At 68.8% G+C, this 18,110-nt stretch carries 15 protein-coding genes; 2 read left to right on the top strand and 13 right to left on the bottom strand.

Annotated elements, in window-relative coordinates:
• Positions 1–127 precede the first annotated feature (127 nt).
• Together PI246_RS02415 and PI246_RS02410 are read left to right on the top strand one after the other, a co-directional pair.
• The gene (locus PI246_RS02415) at positions 128–1,891 is read left to right on the top strand and encodes an autotransporter assembly complex protein TamA (protein ID WP_320549687.1); all 1,764 of its coding nucleotides are present in this window, start codon (positions 128–130) and stop codon (positions 1,889–1,891) included.
• 11 nt (positions 1,892–1,902) lie between these two features.
• Positions 1,903–5,652, top strand: a complete 3,750-nt coding sequence (locus PI246_RS02410) for a translocation/assembly module TamB domain-containing protein (RefSeq protein ID WP_320549686.1) — start codon at positions 1,903–1,905, stop codon at positions 5,650–5,652.
• Positions 5,653–5,730: 78 nt separating this feature from the next.
• Here PI246_RS02410 and PI246_RS02405 read toward each other — a convergent pair whose 3' ends face one another.
• The 13 genes from PI246_RS02405 to flhA form a co-directional block, all read right to left on the bottom strand.
• Positions 5,731–6,129 carry a DUF2802 domain-containing protein gene (locus PI246_RS02405; RefSeq protein WP_320549685.1) on the bottom strand — a complete coding sequence of 133 codons (399 nt, stop codon included), beginning with the start codon at positions 6,127–6,129 and terminating at the stop codon, positions 5,731–5,733.
• Between the two features lie 56 nt (positions 6,130–6,185).
• A complete protein-coding gene (locus PI246_RS02400; protein ID WP_320549684.1) occupies positions 6,186–6,635 on the bottom strand; it encodes a chemotaxis protein CheW in 450 nt (149 codons plus the stop codon).
• A complete protein-coding gene (locus tag PI246_RS02395; protein ID WP_320549683.1) occupies positions 6,632–7,195 on the bottom strand; it encodes a chemotaxis protein CheW in 564 nt (187 codons plus the stop codon). The genes PI246_RS02400 and PI246_RS02395 overlap by 4 nt, the downstream gene beginning before the upstream one ends.
• A complete protein-coding gene (locus tag PI246_RS02390; protein ID WP_320549682.1) occupies positions 7,192–7,980 on the bottom strand; it encodes a ParA family protein in 789 nt (262 codons plus the stop codon). The genes PI246_RS02395 and PI246_RS02390 overlap by 4 nt, the downstream gene beginning before the upstream one ends.
• Complete coding sequence (gene motD, locus PI246_RS02385) at positions 7,980–8,972, bottom strand: flagellar motor protein MotD (RefSeq protein ID WP_320549681.1); 993 nt, start codon at positions 8,970–8,972, stop codon at positions 7,980–7,982. The genes PI246_RS02390 and motD overlap by 1 nt, the downstream gene beginning before the upstream one ends.
• Positions 8,969–9,709 carry a flagellar motor protein gene (locus tag PI246_RS02380; RefSeq protein WP_320549680.1) on the bottom strand — a complete coding sequence of 247 codons (741 nt, stop codon included), beginning with the start codon at positions 9,707–9,709 and terminating at the stop codon, positions 8,969–8,971. The genes motD and PI246_RS02380 overlap by 4 nt, the downstream gene beginning before the upstream one ends.
• Before the next feature lies 1 nt (position 9,710).
• On the bottom strand, positions 9,711–11,768 hold the full coding sequence (locus PI246_RS02375; protein ID WP_320549679.1) for a chemotaxis protein CheA: 2,058 nt from the start codon (positions 11,766–11,768) through the stop codon (positions 9,711–9,713).
• Positions 11,769–11,776: 8 nt separating this feature from the next.
• A complete protein-coding gene (locus PI246_RS02370) occupies positions 11,777–12,418 on the bottom strand; it encodes a protein phosphatase CheZ (RefSeq protein ID WP_320549678.1) in 642 nt (213 codons plus the stop codon).
• 9 nt (positions 12,419–12,427) lie between these two features.
• Positions 12,428–12,829: a chemotaxis response regulator CheY gene (cheY, locus tag PI246_RS02365; protein ID WP_320549677.1), complete on the bottom strand. Its 402-nt coding sequence runs from the start codon at positions 12,827–12,829 to the stop codon at positions 12,428–12,430.
• A 57-nt stretch (positions 12,830–12,886) separates the two neighbouring features.
• On the bottom strand, positions 12,887–13,618 hold the full coding sequence (locus PI246_RS02360) for an RNA polymerase sigma factor FliA (RefSeq protein ID WP_320549676.1): 732 nt from the start codon (positions 13,616–13,618) through the stop codon (positions 12,887–12,889).
• The gene (locus tag PI246_RS02355; RefSeq protein ID WP_320549675.1) at positions 13,615–14,490 is read right to left on the bottom strand and encodes a nucleotide-binding protein; all 876 of its coding nucleotides are present in this window, start codon (positions 14,488–14,490) and stop codon (positions 13,615–13,617) included. Before PI246_RS02355 ends, PI246_RS02360 begins: the two co-directional genes overlap by 4 nt.
• Before the next feature lie 68 nt (positions 14,491–14,558).
• Complete coding sequence (gene flhF, locus PI246_RS02350) at positions 14,559–15,893, bottom strand: flagellar biosynthesis protein FlhF (protein ID WP_320549674.1); 1,335 nt, start codon at positions 15,891–15,893, stop codon at positions 14,559–14,561.
• 102 nt (positions 15,894–15,995) lie between these two features.
• Positions 15,996–18,110, bottom strand: coding sequence for a flagellar biosynthesis protein FlhA (flhA, locus tag PI246_RS02345; protein ID WP_320549673.1), 2,115 nt, complete (start codon positions 18,108–18,110; stop codon positions 15,996–15,998).

The following is an 18,110-nucleotide window of genomic DNA, read 5'->3' as shown; positions in this document are numbered from 1 at the left end:
GCTCGACACCCCGACTTGACACACGGTAACGTAACGTTCGACCCACACTTGGGGGAGCGTCCGGACACGATCCCCTTGAGCGGCCACGTCATACGCGGGGCCTTGGATCTTGAACGGAAGGACGCTCATGCGCCTCACCAGACGCCATGGACTGCTGCTTCCGTGGTTCATCCTCCCTGCCATGGCCCACGCCAGCATCGTGCTGACCGTGGACGGCGTCGACGACTCCCTCAAGGGCGCGGTCGTCTCGGGCGTGGAACTGAGCCAGTACGCCACGCGCAACGTCACCGCCGCGCAGATTCGCCGCCTCTACGAAAAAGCACCCGATGAGGTGCAGGCCGCATTGCGCCCCTATGGCTATTACGAGGCCACGGCCACCGGCGACCTGACCCAGGTGGGCAACGACTGGCATGTGGCCCTGCACGTCGTGCCCGGCGCGCCGGTGAAGGTCACAGCCGTGGACGTGCAGATCGACGATACCGCGGCAAAGGTGCCCGCCGTGCGCTATGCCTTGCGCGGGGTGAACGCGCTCAAGGACCAGACACTGAACGACGGCCAATACGACGGCGCCCGGGACGCCGTCGGCGGTGCGCTCACCGCCACCGGCTTCCTCGACGCGCGGCTGGTCACGCACCGCGTCGAGGTCAACCGCGCCGAGCACAGCGCCATCGTGCACCTGACGTGGGATGCCGGCGAGCGCTACCGTTTCGGCCGGATCGTGTTCAAGAACTCGCAGTTCCGCGAGGATTTCCTCGATCGCTACGTGCCATTCAAGAGCGGCGACTATTTCTCCCAGAGCAAGCTGCTCGAACTGCAGCAGGCGCTCAACGGCGCCGACTACTTCGCGGTGGTCAACGTCATGCCCGACACCGACCATGCGACCGCCGGCCACATCGACGTCGACGTGGAACTGGCCCCGGCCAAGCGCACGATCTACACCGGCGGCCCCTTCTTCGGCACCGACACCGGCCCGGGCCTGCGTGGCGGCATCGAAAAGCGCTGGGTGAACGACCGCGGGCACAAGTGGAAGAACGAACTGGTGGTCGCCCAGCGGCTGAAGACATTGTCCACGCTCTACCAGATCCCCATGCCGGGCCCGAACCAGCGCAGCTTCAACTTCGGCGCCAACTACCGCGACGCCAACACGGTGACGTCGAAGTCGCGCACGCTGCAACTGGTCGCCAACGAGACGCGGCTGTGGCATGGCTGGCAGCGCACGATCGGCATCAACGCGCTGTCGGGCACGTTCACGGTGGGCAAGCGCGGTGGCGAAGGCGACAACGCGGTCGGTCTCGAACGCGGCCGCAGCACCTTGCTCTATCCCGAAATCACGCTCAGCCGCAAACGCGGCGACAACCCGACCTTCGTCCGCGACGGCTGGTCGCTCACGTTCACCGGCCGCAGCACCGCGGGCACCCTGCTCTCCGACGCGCGATTCTCCCAGGTGATCGGCGATGCGAAGTGGATCCGCTCGTTCTGGGGCGACAACCGCCTGATCCTGCGCGGCAGCGCGGGCAAGATATGGACCGATGACTTCAGCGCCCTGCCCCCGCAGTTGCGGTTCTTCGCCGGTGGCGACCGCTCGGTGCGCGGCTACGATTTCGAGAGCATCGGACCGCGCAACAGCTTCAATCGCGTGATCGGCGGCGAAGGCCTGCTGGTGGGCAGCACCGAGGTGGAGCATTACTTCACCCGGCAATGGGGCATGGCCGCGTTCGTCGATGCGGGCAACGCGTTCACTGGCACCGATTACAGCCCGCGCGTGGGTGCCGGTCTCGGCGTTCGCTGGCTGTCGCCGGTGGGCATGATCCGCGCGGACGTGGCGGTGCCGATCGGCGACAAGAACGAACACGGCATCCACCTGCATGTCGTCATTGGACCCGACCTGTGAGGAGCGCCGGCATGACATGGTTCCTTCGCATCGGCGTGGCCCTGGGCGTGCTGCTGCTCGTGGTGGCGTTGGGCGTGTGGTGGCTCGTCGGCACCGCCTCCGGACTCCGTTTCGCCCTGGCGCGCGCCCAGGGCTTCACCGACAACGCGCTTGTCGTCGAGAAGGCCGACGGCCGGCTCGCCGGGCCACTCGACCTGACCGGGGTACGCTATCGCGACGGCAAGGGCATGGAGGTGCGCGTGGCCAGCGCCCATCTCGACCTGGCGTTCGGCGCCCTGCTGCGCAAGCGGGCCCACGTCTACGACCTTACCGTGGACGGCATCGACGTGGCGCTGCCGCCGGCCTCGTCCGAACCGGACGCGCCCTCCGAGCCGTTTTCCCTCAAGCCGCCGATCGACCTGGTGCTCGACAAGGTGCACGTCGGCCACGTAAAGATCACCCAAGGCGGCCAGCCGTTGTTCGAGTCCCATGCACTGGATCTTGCCGGCGCGTGGACCGGCAAGGGGCTCGATCTCAAAACGCTCGCCCTGCGCGCGCCCGATGGACGGGTCGATCTCGACGGGCGGCTGGCCGTGGGCAAGGGCTACAGCGGCGACGGCAAAGCCGCCTTCGCATGGAAAGCCGGCGGCGTCGACTACGCGGGCGATATCGAAGCGCACAGCGACGGAGCCAAGGCACACACGCTGATCCACCTGCGCCTGCCCTTCGTGGCCCAGGTCGATGCCAACCTCGCGCAGAGCGGCGACTTCGCCTGGACGGCGAAGATCAACGCGCCGCGGTTCGATCCCAAGCCGCTGATCGGCGACAGCTCGCTGCGATCGGTCGCGGTCGCCGTCCAGGGCAGCGGCGACCGCTACGGCGCCAACCTTACCGGCGACCTCGACCTCAACGACTATCGCGTGCGCCTTGCCCCCATGAAGGCATCGTTCGATCACGACTACCGTCGCCTCACGCTCGACGAACTCACCGTCGGCTCACCGCAGGTCAAGGGCGTGCTGACCGCGAAGGGCACGGTGGAGATCGCCGCCCAGCCCCTCACCGCCGACCTCGCGCTCACCTGGAACGACGTGCTCGTGCCGGCCAACGTCGCGGGCCAGGACCTCGCCAGCGCCGGTCGCCTGACCTTCAAGGGCGGCGCGCAGGCCTACCACGCCCAGGGCGACGTGGACATCGGTCCGCCCGGCAAGCTCGGCAAGTTCACGCTCGACGTCGACGGCAAGCCCGAAGCGGTGCAGGTGCGCACGCTGACCCTCCGGCAGCCCAAGGGCGACCTCGCCGCGACGGGTACGATCACCCTGCAGCCGGACGTCGCCTGGAAGCTCGACCTGAAGGGGCGCCGCTTCGATCCCGGCCAGTTGCTCGCCGACTGGAGCGGCGCGCTGGATCTCGATCTCGGCACCGAAGGGCACCTGGCGAAGGACGGCCCCCTCGGCAGCGTCCAGGTACGCACGCTCGACGGCACGCTGCGCCAGCGCCCGCTGCGCGGCAAGGGCACACTCACGCTCAAACCCGACGAGGTGGTCAACGGCACCCTCGACCTCGCCTCCGGTGGCAGCACGATCCGCCTCGATGCCAAGGGCGACACGAGCAACGACGCGACGCTGACGTTGGCCATCGCTTCGCTTGGCGACTGGTTGCCCGATGCCGGCGGCCGCCTGCAGGGCCAGATCGGCGCGAAGGGCCGGTGGCCGCACCTCGCCGTCACGGCCAACCTGCGCGGCAACACCCTGGTCTACGCCGGGCAGAAAATCGCCGCATTGACGCTCGACGCCGACGTGCCCGACATCGGCAAGCCCGGCGGCAAGCTCGACGTGAACGCCACCAACCTGGTCAGCGGCGGCCTGGTGTTCGACCGCGTCACGATCGATGCCGACGGCAATGCCGAGCGCCACCAGCTCAGCGTCAACGCCCACGGCAAGCCGTTGAGCGCCGTGCTGGCCCTGGGCGGATCGCTGAAGAACGATGCCTGGAACGGCACCCTTTCGCGCCTGGACCTCGACTTCCAGGGGCTGCCGCCGTGGCGCCTGCAGAACCCCACCGCGCTCGCGTGGAAGAACGGCGCCGCCAGCCTGGGCGATCTCTGCCTCACGGCGGGCGATCCCCTGCTGTGCGTCGCGGGCAAGCAGGACGCCGCAGGCAACCTCGACGCGTCTTACCGCCTGCGTCGCGTGCCGCTGTCGCTGCTGATGACACTGGCCGAAGCCTCGCAGTCGCCGATGCGCGCCGAAGGCATCATCGAGGGCGACGGCACCCTCCGCCGCACGGCGGCCGGGGCTCTGTCGGGCCAGGCGACGATCGGCAGCACGCATGGTTCCATCGCCTACGTCGACCGCGCCGACGAGCCCTTGCTCGTCTACGACAACCTCAGCGCGAACGCGCAGCTCTCGCCCGACAACCAGCGCATCACGCTGCGCGCCGCGCTGAACGACGGCGGCAGCGTCGACGGCAACGTGAGTATCAGCGGTGCGCAGCAGGCCTTGGGCGGCAGCGTGGCGCTGCATCTGAAGAGCCTGTCGTTTCTCGAACTGCTCACCACCGAGCTGGCGGACGTGAAGGGCGGCGTCAATGCCAACTTCAACCTCGGCGGCACCGTGGCGGCACCCGCGGTCACGGGTCACGCCCTGCTCGACGGCTTCGCCGCCGAAGTGCCCAGCGCGGGCCTGAAGCTCAAGGACGGCCGCTTCGACGTCACCACCGCCGACGCGAAAAACTACGCGCTCGACGGCACCGTGCGCTCCGGTGCGGGCACCCTGTCGGTCAAGGGCAACGCGGCGCTCGGCGAAGGCGCCCAGATGCACCTGGGTGTCGTCGGCTCGGCGTTCACGGCGGTGGATATCCCGGCGGCCAAGGCGGTCATCTCGCCCGACATCCAGATCGTGCAGGACGCCAAGGGCATGAACGTAACCGGCAAGCTCAACGTCGACATGGCCGACGTCAACGTGGAGAAGCTACCCGGCGCCGGCGCCACCAAGGCCTCGCCCGACGTGGTGGTGGTCGACGAAAAGCAACAGGAGGCGGCGGCGGAGTCCGCGCCGATCAGCGCCGACATCCGGGTGGACCTCGGCCAGAAAGTACACCTGGTGGGCTTCGGCATCGACGGCCGGATCACTGGGCAGCTCGACGTGCGCGAGCGGCCCGGCCGGGCCACCACGGGCCAGGGCCAGATCGGCGTCGACGGCACCTACAAGGCGTACGGCCAGGACCTCAGCATCGAGCAGGGCCAGCTGCTGTTCGCCTCCACCCCCATCGACAATCCCGCCCTGAACATCCGCGCGTCGCGCACGCTCAATCCCAACGCCACCATCGACGAGGGCCAGAAGGTGGGCCTCTACGTGTCGGGCACGGCGCGCCGCCCGATCCTCACCGTGTTCTCCAACCCGGTGATGGAGCAATCCGATGCGCTCTCGTACCTCGTCACGGGCAAGCCGCTGTCGCAGGTGAAGGGAGGCGAAGGCAACATGGTGGGCGCGGCGGCCCAGGCGCTGGGGTCGGCGGCGGGCGACCTGCTCGCCAAGAGCGTGGGCTCGAAACTCGGCATCGACGACATCGGCGTGAGCAACAACGATGCCCTCGGCGGCACGTCGGCGTTCACCGTGGGCAAATACCTCTCGCCGCGCCTTTACCTGAGTTATGGCGTCGGCCTGTTCGATCCGGGCCAGGTGATCACCCTGCGCTATATCTTCAGCCACCGGTGGAACTTCGAAGCGCAGAACGCCACGGACTTCTCGCGGGCGAGCCTCAACTATCGCCTGGAGCGCTAGCCGTGCGCGAGCGCCGCCGCAAGGCCGGCGCTCGCGACGGGGCACCGCGCCCCGAACCACAGCGGCCGATGGCGGCGATCAGCGAGCGGCGTGCAAACGGTGGAGCAGTTCCGCTTCGGTATACGAGATGCCACAGGTGTCGGCGATGTCCTGCACCGACGCGCCCTGGCGGGCAAGGCGCTGGGCGAGCGCCAACGTGCGATCCGAGGTGGCGCCGCTATCGGTGGCGACGTTGACGGTGGGCGTGCGCCGCACCTGGTCTTCGATGTCGCCCAGGCGGTTCTCGAGCCGGCGAAGCATGCCGGCGAGTTGGTCGGGCTGGATCGTCGGTTCCGGATCGGGCACCGGCACGGGCGGCGCGTTGGGTTCGCTCGCGGGCGCCGGACGCACCCGGCCCAACCGGTAAAACACCAGGAGAAGGCCGACCAGGTTGAGGACGGCCAGGGCGATCAGCACGTCACCGATGATGGGGTTCATGCGCGCAGGCTCCGGAATCAGCGTGGAGGATAACCCACCGACGGCAGGCCGCGCTCCTACGCGCGGCAGAGCCGCTGCACGTCGACCAGCGCGATGAAGCCCTCGTCGCGCGTGACCACGCCGCTCACCGGATCGTCGCGGCGTTCCGCGCGTCCCGGCGGCGGCGGTGCGATCTCGTCGGGTGCCAGGCGAAGCATCTCGCCGATGAGGTCGATGCGCATGCCCACCACGGTACCCGCGTCGTCGAAGACGATCACGCGCTGGGCGTCTTCCTTTTCCGCGTCCACGTGGGTATCCAGGCCGAAGCGGCGGCGGCCATCAAGCACCGGCACGATCTGGCCGCGCAGGTTGACGATGCCGAGCACGTCGTCCGGGGCGCCGGGCACCGGCGTGATGTCGCCGGGCCGGATCACTTCGCGCACGCTCGACAACGCCACGGCGTAGCGCTGTCCTTCCAGGGAAAAACCGAGCCAGGTGCTGCGGTCGTCGCGTAAGGCTTCGGTCATGGGCCCAGTTCCTGTTCCAGCCACGAGATGAGCGCCGCGGTATCGACCACGCCGCACTTGGGTTCTTTCGACATCCCCGCGAGCCAGGGGCGCGAGGTGGCACCCTGCCGCCATTGGATGGCGTCGGCGTGCAATTCCACCGGCTCGTCGTCGATCACGCAGGCGATGGCCCACGCGCGGTCGCGCAGGATCACCAACGTGGCCACCGAGATGCCTGCCATGTCCGGCGACAGCACGGCCCCCATATCGGCCACGCGGGCTTCGCCGCCGGGATGGCGCCAACGCCCCATGCAGATGGGATTGGGCACGTTCGGCGGGCTCAATGGCGGCATGGGCACCATATGCGTCACGTCGGCCATCGGCACGGCGAGCTTCACGCCCCCCGCCCGGCAAAGGAGGTAGCGGGGATCGGCCTGGCGCGAGGCCACCGTGGCGTCGCGCCAGCTCTGGATCGGCACCACCTTCAGCTCAGGCTTCGCGACGGGCGCCGGAGCCGGCGTCAGCAGTTCGGCGAGGTAATCGGCGACGATCTGTTCGACATCCTGCATGGCGTCGCTCACGCGGCCGCGTCCGTCACGGACGGCATCGGCAGGGCCAGCAGTTCGTCGAGCAACTGGCGGTAGGCGAGACCGCCGCGACGCGCGGCGGACCAATGCGCCAGCGGCACGCCGGCGGCGCTGGCCTCGCGGATCTGGGTATCGGTGGGGATCACCGCCTCGCTGACCACGCTGCCGTACTGCTCGCGAAGCTGCGCCAGGCTGGCACGCGAGGCGTGCGTGCGGGCGTCGTAGAGGGTCGGCACGATGGTGCGCGGCAACGGCTTGCCACGCGAGCGCTCGATCATCGACAGGCTGCGCACCATGCGCTCGAGTCCGGCCAGCGCGAGGGCTTCGGTCTGCGTCGGTATGAGCAGGCGGTCGCTCGCCGCCAGGGCGTTGACCATCAGCACGCCCAGCACCGGCGGGCAGTCGAGCAGCACGTGGTCGAAATCCGGCGCCAGCTCGGCCAGCGCCTGCGACAGCACCAGGCCCATGCCGGGACGCGTGCCCAGCTGGCGATCGAGCGTGATCATCGCCGCCGACGCCGGCAGCACGCTGAGCTGATTCCACCTGGTCGCGTGCACCAGGGTGCGCACGGGCGGCGGGTTGCCGCTCACGCCGAAGAGATCGTAGACGCTGCCGTGCGCCTCACCCTCCACGCCGATGTAGCCTGACAGCGATGCGTGCGGATCCATGTCGACCAGCAGCGTGCGCTTGCCTTCCTCGGCGAGCAGGCTGCCGAGCGCAACCGTCGTGGTGGTCTTGCCCACGCCGCCCTTCTGGTTGGATACGGCCCAGATGCGCATCAGCGTGTCTCCGTCGCGGGTGCGAAGCGGGCGGCACCGGCCGTCGGCGCTTGCACGGCGGCGCGCGGCGCGGACGACGGCTGCGCGGTCGTCGAGAGGTCCACGCGATCGGCGTCGCTGTAGAAGCGTGCCGGTGCGGCCTTGTCGCTCATCACCACGATCAGCACACGGCGGTTGCGATTGCGACCGTCGGGCGTGTCGTTGTCGGCGGAGGGGCGGTACTCGCCCCAGCCGATGATGCCCACCCGGTGCGGGTCGACCCCGGCCAGCGTGAGCAGCCGCGCCACCGTGGCGGCGCGGGCGGCCGACAGTTCCCAGTTGGAGGGAAACGTCGACGTGGCGATGGGCGTGTTGTCGGTGTAGCCCTCGATCCGCATCGCATTCGGGAAGGGGGCGAGGATACCGGCGAGCTTGCGCAGCACGTCTTCGGCCTGGGGTTGCAGCCTGGCGACGCCCACGGGGAAAAGGATGTCGGTGCGGACCTCGATCTCGAGCCAGTCCTGCGTCTGGCGCACGCTCACGAGGCTCTTGTCGATCAGCGGCTTCATCGCCCGCTGCACTTCGTCGGAAATCTGACTGAGGCTGTTCTGTTCGGTCTTGCCGGCCGCCGCATCGGCGTCGTTGGCGGTCGCGGTCTGCCGCTTGGTGCCGTCCTGGTGTTCGGTGGCGGCCCCCTCGTGACCCGGCAGCGGCAGATTGCGCGGCGGGATGGGCACGTCGATCTTCGCGATGGGCGACGCCGTGGGCGAGCGCGATTGATTCGGCAGCGGCACCTGGGTGGCGGGCGACGACTGACTGACCGGGTCGATCACCTTGCCCGTGCCGTTGAACGCCTCGTTGATGGACTGCGCCATCACCTTGAACTTGGTTTCGTTCACGGCCGACACCGCGTACATCACCACGAAAAGCGCCAGCAGCAACGTGATGAGGTCGCCGTAGGGGATCGCCCAGCGCTCGTGGTTGACGTGTTCTTCGTGGTGGCGTCGCTTCACGAGAGGAACCCCTGCAGCTTGCTCTCGATGTGGCGCGGGTTGTCGCCCTGGGCAATCGAGACCAGGCCTTCGACGAGCATCTCGCGCATCTGCGAGCGCTTGCGGGCCAGGCCCTTCAGGCGCGAGGACATCGGCAACGCCAGCAGGTTGGCCAGGCCGATGCCGTAGATGGTCGCGACGAAGGCGGCGGCGATGCCGTGGCCGAGCTTGCTGGGATCGGCGAGGTTCTGCATGACCGCCATCAGCCCCATCACGGCACCGATGATGCCCATGGTTGGCGAATAGGTGCCGGCATTCTCGAAGACCTTGGCCGCCTCAAGATCGGTGTGCTCGCGGGCGTAGACCTCCACCTCGAGCACCGAACGCATCGCGTCGGGCTCGGTGCCGTCGACCAGCAGTTGCAGCCCCTTGCGGATGAACGGGTCGGTCTCGCGCTCGATCGCGGGCTCCAGCCCGAGGAGCCCGGTGCGTCGGGAGATCTCGCTCCATCCCACGATGCGCGTGACGAGGTCTTCCGACTCGATGTCGGGCGGGTTGTACACCCACGGCAGCATGGACCACGCGCGCTTGAGCACGGGGCCGGGCGTCTGCACGAGCAGGGCGGCGAAGGTGCCGAGGAACACGATCACGAAGGCGGCGGGATTCCACAGGGCGTCGAGACTGGAGCCCTTGAGGATGGTTCCCACGATGATGACCACGAAGGCCAGGATCGTGCCGACGAGACTCACGACATCCATGTCAGACAGCCATCCTCAGCGTGGGCAGCACCTGCCCGGCATCGTCGGCCAATCCGGCCAGGTCGAGCACGAGCGAGATGCGCCCGTCGCCCGTGATGGTCGCGCCGGCCACGCCGGGCACGTCCTTGAGGAAGGGTCCGAGCGGCTTGGCCATGACGTCTTCGCGGCCGAGCACCTCGTCGACCAGGCAGCCCAGCGTCTGGTGACCGATCTGCACCACCACCACGTGACCGCCCTTCCCCGCCACGCCCGCCCAGCGGCCGAGATCGGCCAGCGGCAAGGCGCGGTTGCGGTGATTGGCGACGACGCGGCCGTCCAGGCGCTGCACCTGGCCGTCGGCCAGTTCGAACACTTCGGCCACGTTGGACATCGGCAGCGAGAGCAGGCGATGGCCGACGCGCACCATGAGCACGCGAAGGATCGCCAGCGTGAGCGGCACCGACAGGCGTACCGTGCTGCCGTGGCCGACGCGCGAGTCGATCGACAGCGTGCCGCCGAGTTCGACGATCTTGGTCTTGACCACGTCCATGCCGACGCCGCGACCGGAGATGTCGGACACCTGGCTGGCCGTGGAGAAGCCCGGGCGGAAGACGATCTCGTAGCACTCGCGCTCGTCCAGCCGCGCGGCCTGCTCGGCGTCCATCAGGCCCTTTTCGACGGCCTTGCGGCGGAGCACTTCCGGGTCCATGCCCTTGCCGTCGTCGGTGACCGTGATGACGATGCGGTCGCCATACTGGCCCGCGGCGAGGCGTACGGTGCCCTGACGGGGCTTGCCCTCGCCCTGGCGTGCCTCGGGCATCTCGATGCCATGGTCGACGGCGTTGCGCAGCAGATGCACCAGCGGGTCGGCCAGGGCCTCCACCACGGTGCGATCGATGTCGGTGTCTTCGCCCTCGGTGACCAGTTCGATCTCTTTGCCGAGCTGACGGGCCAGGTCGCGGACGATGCGCGGAAAACGGGAAAACAGCTTGCCGACCGGCTGCATGCGCATGCGCAGCACGGCGTTCTGGAGGTCTTCGGCCACGCGCTCCAGCTCGCCGATGGCACGTTCCATCGGATCGTTGGAGCCGCGCGGGGCGAGGTTGGTGAGGCGGTTGCGCACCAGCACCAGCTCGCCCGCCGCGTCGACGAGGTTGTCGAGGCGGTGAGTGTCGACGCGTACGGTGGTGTCGGTCCCCGACGCCTGGCGTTTTTCGCCGCCGCGGGCCGGCGTCTCCGCGACCGGACCCGGCGCGGGCGCGGCCACGACGGCAGGCGTCGGGACGGGGGCCGACGCCGGTGCGACGACGGGCGCGGGGGCTGGCGGCGGCGGGACGGCATGCGCGCCCGGTGCGGCGGTGCCGTGCAGGGAATCAAGCAACGCTTCGAATTCGTCGTCGCTGATGACGTTCGGATCGGCCGCCGCGACGACGGGGGCGGGTGCCGGTGCCGGTGTCGCCGTTGCCTCGGACTCCGCGCCGGGCGCACCGGTACCGTAGAGCGAATCGAGCAACGCTTCGAATTCGTCGTCACTGATGGTGCCCGACGGGGCCGCCGCCGGCGCCTGCTCGGCGCGCGCGGCATCGAGCATGGCTTCGAATTCGTCTTCGATGGGATCGTGCGGCCGCGACGCCGGCGCGGCCGCCACCGGCGCGGACACCGGCGTCGCCAGCGCCACCGGCGGGGCGGACGCGGCGCGGCCGGGGATCAGCAGGCGATCGAGCAGCGAACGCGAGGCCGGCTCGATCGGCACGCCGCCGTCGGCGGCGCGCATCATGTCGTTGAGCAGGTCGAGCGACTCCAGCAACGCGTCCATGAAGCCCGCGTTGAGCACGATCGCGCCGTTGCGGGCTTCGTTGAGCAGGTCTTCGGCGCGGTGGCACAGCTCCACCATCGGGTGCAGGCCGAGGAAGCCCGCACCGCCCTTGACGGTATGGAACGCACGGAACACCGCGTTCAGAAGGTCGACGTCGCCCGGCGAGGCCTCGAGGTCCACGAGCTGTTCGCCCAGGGTCTCGAGCAGTTCGCGCGCCTCGATCAGGAAGACGTTGAGCAGCTCGTTGTCCAGCTCCACGCTCATCGTGCCGCTCAGAAGCCGAATTCGCTGAGCAGGCGATCCACTTCGTCCTGGCTGACTTTTTCCGCGGCCGGCGCGGTGCCCCCGGCGAGCGAGCCGGTCAGGCGCACCAGTTCGACGAGCGAGGATTCGACCTTGGCCATGAAGGCTTCGACACGGGCCACGCGCTGGCCGGAGAGATCCTGCCAGGACTGCGCCTCGACCATCTCGCCCAGGCCGATGTCGCAGTTCTGCGCGAAGTCGCCCACGCGAACGGCGAGCGCACGGGCGCTGGAGGCGAACGACGCATCGGCCGGGTCGAGCACGAGCACCTCGTCGGCGTCGCGGGCGAGCGACTGTGCCTGCGGGCGGAGTCGCTCGCTGAAGTCGAGCGTGCGATGGGCCGCCTGCGAGCTCATCTCGAGCACGTCGCGCAGGTGCTTGCGCGCGTCGCCCATGTTGCCCGGGTTACCATCGTGCGAGATGTCGGCGGCGAGCCGGCGGGCGGACTCGTGCAGGTCGCGGGCGAGGTGGCCCAGGGCGAGGAAAATGTGCTGTTCACGGCTACGGATCAGGCGGTCCAGCGCCTGTTCGAAGGCGGTGGCGTCGTCGGCGTCGAGCAGCTCGCGCAGTTCGGGGGCCACGTCCTGGCCAGCGGAAATCGTCGTGTTCATGCCTGCTCCTCAGCCCGCCGCCGCGGCGAGACGTTCGAAAATCTTGTCGAGTTTTTCCTTGAGCGTGACCGCCGTGAACGGCTTGACCACGTAGCCGTTCACGCCGCTCTGCGCCGCGGCGATGATCTGGTCGCGGTTGTTTTCCGCCGTGACCATCAGCACCGGCATCGCCTTGAGATTGGCGTCGGCGCGGATGGCGCGGAGCAGGTCGATGCCCGTCATGTTGGGCATGTTCCAGTCGGTCACCACCAGGTCGAACGACTGCGAGCGCAGGAGCGCGAGCGCGGCATTGCCGTCTTCGGCCTCCTGGATCAGCGTGTTGGTGAAGCCCAGCTCCACCAGCAGGTTCCTGACGATGCGCCGCATGGTGGAAAAGTCGTCCACCACCAGGATTTTCATGTTCTTGTCCAAAACGTCTCTCCGCCTACTGCGCGTTTTTCTTTGACCGGCGACGGCACCGGAATGCCGTCAGGGTTTGTCTTTCCAGCCTGACATGCGAGCGCGGAGCCGAATGAGCGCCTGGCCATGGATCTGGCACACGCGCGATTCGCTCACTCCCAGCACCGCACCGATTTCCTTCAGGTTGAGCTCGTCATCGTAGTACAGCGACATCACCAGCTTCTCGCGCTCGGGCAGTCCGTCGATGGACTGGGCCAGCGCCTCGCGCATGCCGTCCTGCTCGAACAGTCCGTCGGGCCCGGTGGCGTCCGGATCGGCCACGTCGATCGCCGCGCCCTCGTCGCCCTCGGGCGCCGTCAGGCTCAGCAAACGCGCGCTCGCCGCGTCGGCCAGGATCTGGTTGTACTCCATGGCGTCGATGCCCAGGCGCTTCATCACTTCCGCGTCGTCGGCGTCGCCACCCGTCTCGTTTTCAATCTGCCTCGTCACCTCCGCCACCTCGCGCAACTTCCGGTGGACGGAGCGCGGGGTCCAGTCCGTCTTGCGCAGTTCGTCCAGCATCGCGCCCCGTATGCGGATGCCCGCATAGGTCTCGAAGCTGGCCGCGCGAGTCGGGGAATAATTCCTCGCGGCCTCGAGCAGCCCGATCATCCCGGCCTGCATGAGGTCGTTCGCATCCACGCTCGGCGGCAGCCGGCCCATCAGGTGATAGGCGATCCGGCGCACCAGCGGCGCATGGGTCTTGACCAGTTGATCCGCCGGAACCCGAGTGATTTCAAGGTATTCGCTCGCTACGCTCACAACGGCAACCCTCCTCCCAGATGGGCACGGTCGGCGAAGAAGCCGATCCGTCCCTGCACGCGGGGCTCGGGTTCACCCCATGTATCGACCGACCTGGCCAGATTCTTGAATCCGACCGCCGACCGGCTGCTCGGCCACGCGTCGACCACCGCCGCCTGCCGACGGATGGCCTGGCGCAGGTATTCGTCGTGCGGAACCATGCCCATGAAATCGAGGGACACCTCGAGAAAGCGACTGGTCACGCGGGAAAGCTTTTCGAAGAGGGCCCGGCCCTCCTGCGCATGGCGGACCATGTTGGCCACGATGCGGAAACGGTTCACGGCGAACTCGCGCGAGAGCACCTTGATCAGCGCGTAGGCGTCGGTGAGCGAGGCCGGCTCGTCGCACACCACGACCACCACCTCGTCCGAGGCCGCGGCGAACATCGACACGCTGTCCGAGATACCGGCGGCGGTGTCCACGATGAGGTATTCGGGGGCCAGCGGGTATTCGTCGAAGGCCCGGATGACCGCGGCATGTTCGATGTTCGGCAGTTGGGCCATGCGGCGGGTGCCCGACGTGGCCGGGATCACCTTCAGGCCGTGCGCGGCGTCGAGCACCAGGTCTTCGATGCGGCACGCACCCTCGAGCATGTGGCCCAGATGGCGCACCGGCTGCAGGCCGAGGAGCACGTCGATGTTGGCCATGCCCAGGTCGGCATCCAGCAGCAGCACGTCGCGCCCGCCCATGGCCAGGGCCATGCCGAGGTTGACCGCCACCGTCGTCTTGCCCACGCCACCCTTGCCGCCCGCGATCGCGATGCTGCGCGTGGGACGGCGGTCGGACAGCCACTCGAGTCCGGCGGCCTGGGTGTTTTCGACGTGTGTGTTCATGGAGGAAGTCACTGCCGGAGAAAAGGAGGTGTGGGCGGTAGCGATGTTCATGGAAGTGCCTCGCTCGGTCAGACCGGCACGGAAGCGGACAGGCCGAAACGCTCGGCAAGTATGGCGTGATCGGGCTCGTCGTTGCGCTGCTTGACCCGCTGGGCGGCCAGCAGCACCAGCTTGCGCGCATCGGCCGAGGCGATGTCCTCCGGCACGCGCTGGCCGTCGGTGGTGTAGTCCAGCGGCAGGCGGTGGCGGATCACGGCCGAGATGGCGCCGCCGATGAGCGGCGCCTCGTCGAGCTTGGTGAGGATCGCGCTCTGCGGCGCCAACGGCGCATAGGCACGGATGGCGCCATCGATCGCCTGCGACTGCATGTTGGCGGCCAGCACCAGGCAGACCCGCAGGTCGGCCATGGCACGGAGCGTGTCGAACTGCTCCTGCAGCTTCGGATCGTTACCGGCCAGGCCGGCGGTATCCACCAGCACCGTATGGCGGCCGCGCAGCTGCAACAGCACGTTGCGCAGGCTGGTGGCGTCGTGGGCATTGAACACGCGCACGCCGAGCAGGCGCCCGTAACGCTCCAGCTGGGCGCCGGCACCGACGCGATACTGGTCGGTGCTGATCAGCGCCACGTTCGCGGCGCCATGGCGAAGCACCGCGCGGGCGGCGAGCTTGGCGATAGTGGTGGTCTTGCCCACGCCGGTGGTGCCCACCAGCGCGGTGATGCCGCCGCCGACGGTGTCGAAATTGCGACCGGTGATGCGCACGTTGCGCGAAATGAGTCCCAACGGCAGGTAGCGCGCCTGGTCGGAGGTCATGGCCGACGGCAGTTCGGCGCACAGCGCGCGAGCCACGTCGGCGTCGATGCCCAGGCGGGTCAGTTCGCGCAGCACGCGGGCGCGCAGCGGCTGCTCGCGCTCCATGTGGTTCCACGAGAGCGCCGAGAGCTGCACCTGGAGCATTTCGCGCAGGTCGTTGATCTCCGCGCGCATGCCGTTCACCGCGGCGTCGTTGCCCGGGGAGGCGGTGGCGGCACGCACCACGTCGGCGACGCTCTCGGCCAGGGCGGCGCTGGCGTGACGCTGGGGGGCATTCGAATGCACGGCTGCGTCAGCCCGGGCCGCTCGCTCGACGGCGGCGGCCGTGGCGGCGCGGGCCTGGTCGATGCGCGCGGCGCGCTGCGCGGCACGGTCGTCCTGCACCGGCGCCACCGTGGCCTTGGCGGCCGGCGCGTCGTGTGCGAAGCCCGCTTCGCGCACGAGGGCCTCGTCGTAATCGAGCGCGGCGATGATCTCGATGCCGTCGTCGAGACGGCGCGTCGACAGGATCACGGCATCCGGACCCTGTTCGTCGCGCACCTGGCGCATGGCCTGGCGCATGTCGGGAGCAACGAATCGCTTGATTTTCATGCCTTCGATCCTGTCTCTGGCGATGCCCGGCCATGCCCGCATCGCTATGTTCGTTCCGTCCGTCCGCCGATTCGGCGAACGGTGTCTCATTGCCTGGCGCCCTTACCGTCCCAGTGCCGTCACCAGCTTGACGCGACGGTTGTCGGGAACCTCGTTGTAGGCAAGTACATGCAGGTTTTGGGCCACATGCCGGGTAAAGCGCGCAAGCCACGGACGAAGGGCCGGCGACACGAGCAACACGGCCGGTTCGCCGGTGGCTTCCTGGCGCCGCGCGGCATCGGCCACGCTCTGCTGGAGGCGGTCGGCGAGGCCGGGCTCCACCGCCGCGCCTGCCGGACCGCCGCCCTGCAGCGACTGCAGGAGGATCTGTTCCAGTTCCGGCGCCAAAGTAATGACGGGCACCTCGGTGCCCAGGCCGGCGATTTCCTGCACGATCTGACGGCCCAGCGTGACGCGCACCGCCGCGGCGAGTACGCCCGGGTCCTGGCTCTGCCCCGCGTGTTCGGCCAGCGACTCGACGATGCCGCGGAAGTTGCGGATCGGCACGCGCTCGGCGAGCAGGTTCTGCAGCACCTTGACGATGGCGCCGAGCGAAAGCCGCTTGGGCACGAGGTCTTCGACCAGTTTCGGGGTCTGCTGCGCGAGACGGTCGAGCAGCTGTTGCACGTCCTGGTGGCCGATGAGCTCGTGGGCGTGGTTCTGCAGGATGTGCGACAGGTGGGTGGCGATCACCGTGGCCGGGTCGACCACCGTGTAGCCGAGGGTCTGCGCGTGTTCGCGCAGGCCGGGCTCGATCCACACCGCGTCCAGCCCGAAGGCCGGATCGCGGGTGGCGATGCCGTTGATCGTGCCATGCACGCGGCCCGGGTCGATCGCGAGCATGCGCTCGGTGTGGATCTCAGCCTCGCCCATGGGCACGCCCATCAGCGAAATGCGGTAACCATGCGGGGCGAGGTCGAGGTTGTCGCGGATGTGCACCGACGGCACGAGGAAACCGAGTTCCTGCGAGAGCTTGCGGCGCACCGACTTGATCCGCGCCATCAGCTCGCCGCCCTGGGCCTTGTCCACCAGCGGGATGAGGCGATAGCCCACTTCCAGCCCAATGGTGTCGACCTGGGCGACGTCTTCCCAGGACAGTTCCAGACGCTCGGCCGGGGGGGCGGCCTCCAGCGCCAGTTCGGTGCCCGGGGCGGCGGCGCCGGCGACCACGCCGGAGGCGGCCTCCTGCTGGCGCAGGTGCAGCTTCCACGCGCCGAAACCGGCGACGGCGGCGAGGATCAGGAACGGCAGGTTCGGCATGCCCGGGATGAGGCCCATGGTGCCGAGCACGGCAGCCGCCACCGCCAACGCCTTGGGCTGGCCGAAGAGCTGGCCCATCACCTGCTTGCCCATCTCCTGCGACTTGGACACGCGGGTGACGATCACCGCGGTGGCGATGGAGAGCATCAGGCCAGGCACCTGCGCCACGAGACCGTCGCCGATGGTCAGCAGCGTGTAGGTGCGCGCCGCTTCGCCGGCCGACAGGCCGTGCTGGAGCATGCCGATGAAGAAGCCGCCGATGATGTTGATGGCGAGGATCAGGATGCCGGCCGTGGCGTCGCCGCGCACAAACTTGGAAGCACCGTCCATCGAGCCGTAGAAGTCCGCTTCCTCGCGCACTTCCTGGCGGCGCTCGCGGGCCTGTTCCTGTGTCAAAAGGCCGGCGTTGAGATCGGCGTCGATCGCCATCTGCTTGCCGGGCATGGCGTCGAGGGTGAACCGGGCGGTCACTTCGGACACGCGGGTGGCACCCTTGGTCACCACCACGAAGTTGATGATGGTAAGGATCGCGAACACCACGAAACCCACCGCGAAATTGCCGCCGATCACGAACTCGCCGAACGCCTCGATCACCTTGCCGGCCGCGCCCGGGCCATTGTGGCCATGCAGCAGCACCACGCGGGTGGAGGCGATGTTCAGGGCCAGGCGCAGCAAGGTGGCGAACAGCACCACCGTGGGGAACGACGCCAGCTCCAGCGGCCGCATCACGTACATCGTGGCCAGCAGGATCACCAGCGACAACGCGATGTTGAAGGTGAAGAGCAGGTCGAGCATGAACGGCGGCAGCGGCAGCATCATCATGCCGAGCATGATCAGCATCGCCAGCGGCGCGGCCACGCCGCGCCGGCCGATCTGGCGGAGCGTGCCGAGGAGGTTGGGATTGGTCGTCGCTGCCAT

The sequence above is a fragment of the Luteibacter sahnii genome (genome assembly GCF_034063545.1).
Classification (GTDB): Bacteria; Pseudomonadota; Gammaproteobacteria; order Xanthomonadales; family Rhodanobacteraceae; genus Luteibacter; species Luteibacter sahnii.
The sequence above is the reverse complement of the archived record's forward strand: the minus strand, read 5'-3'. Positions and strand labels throughout refer to the sequence as shown.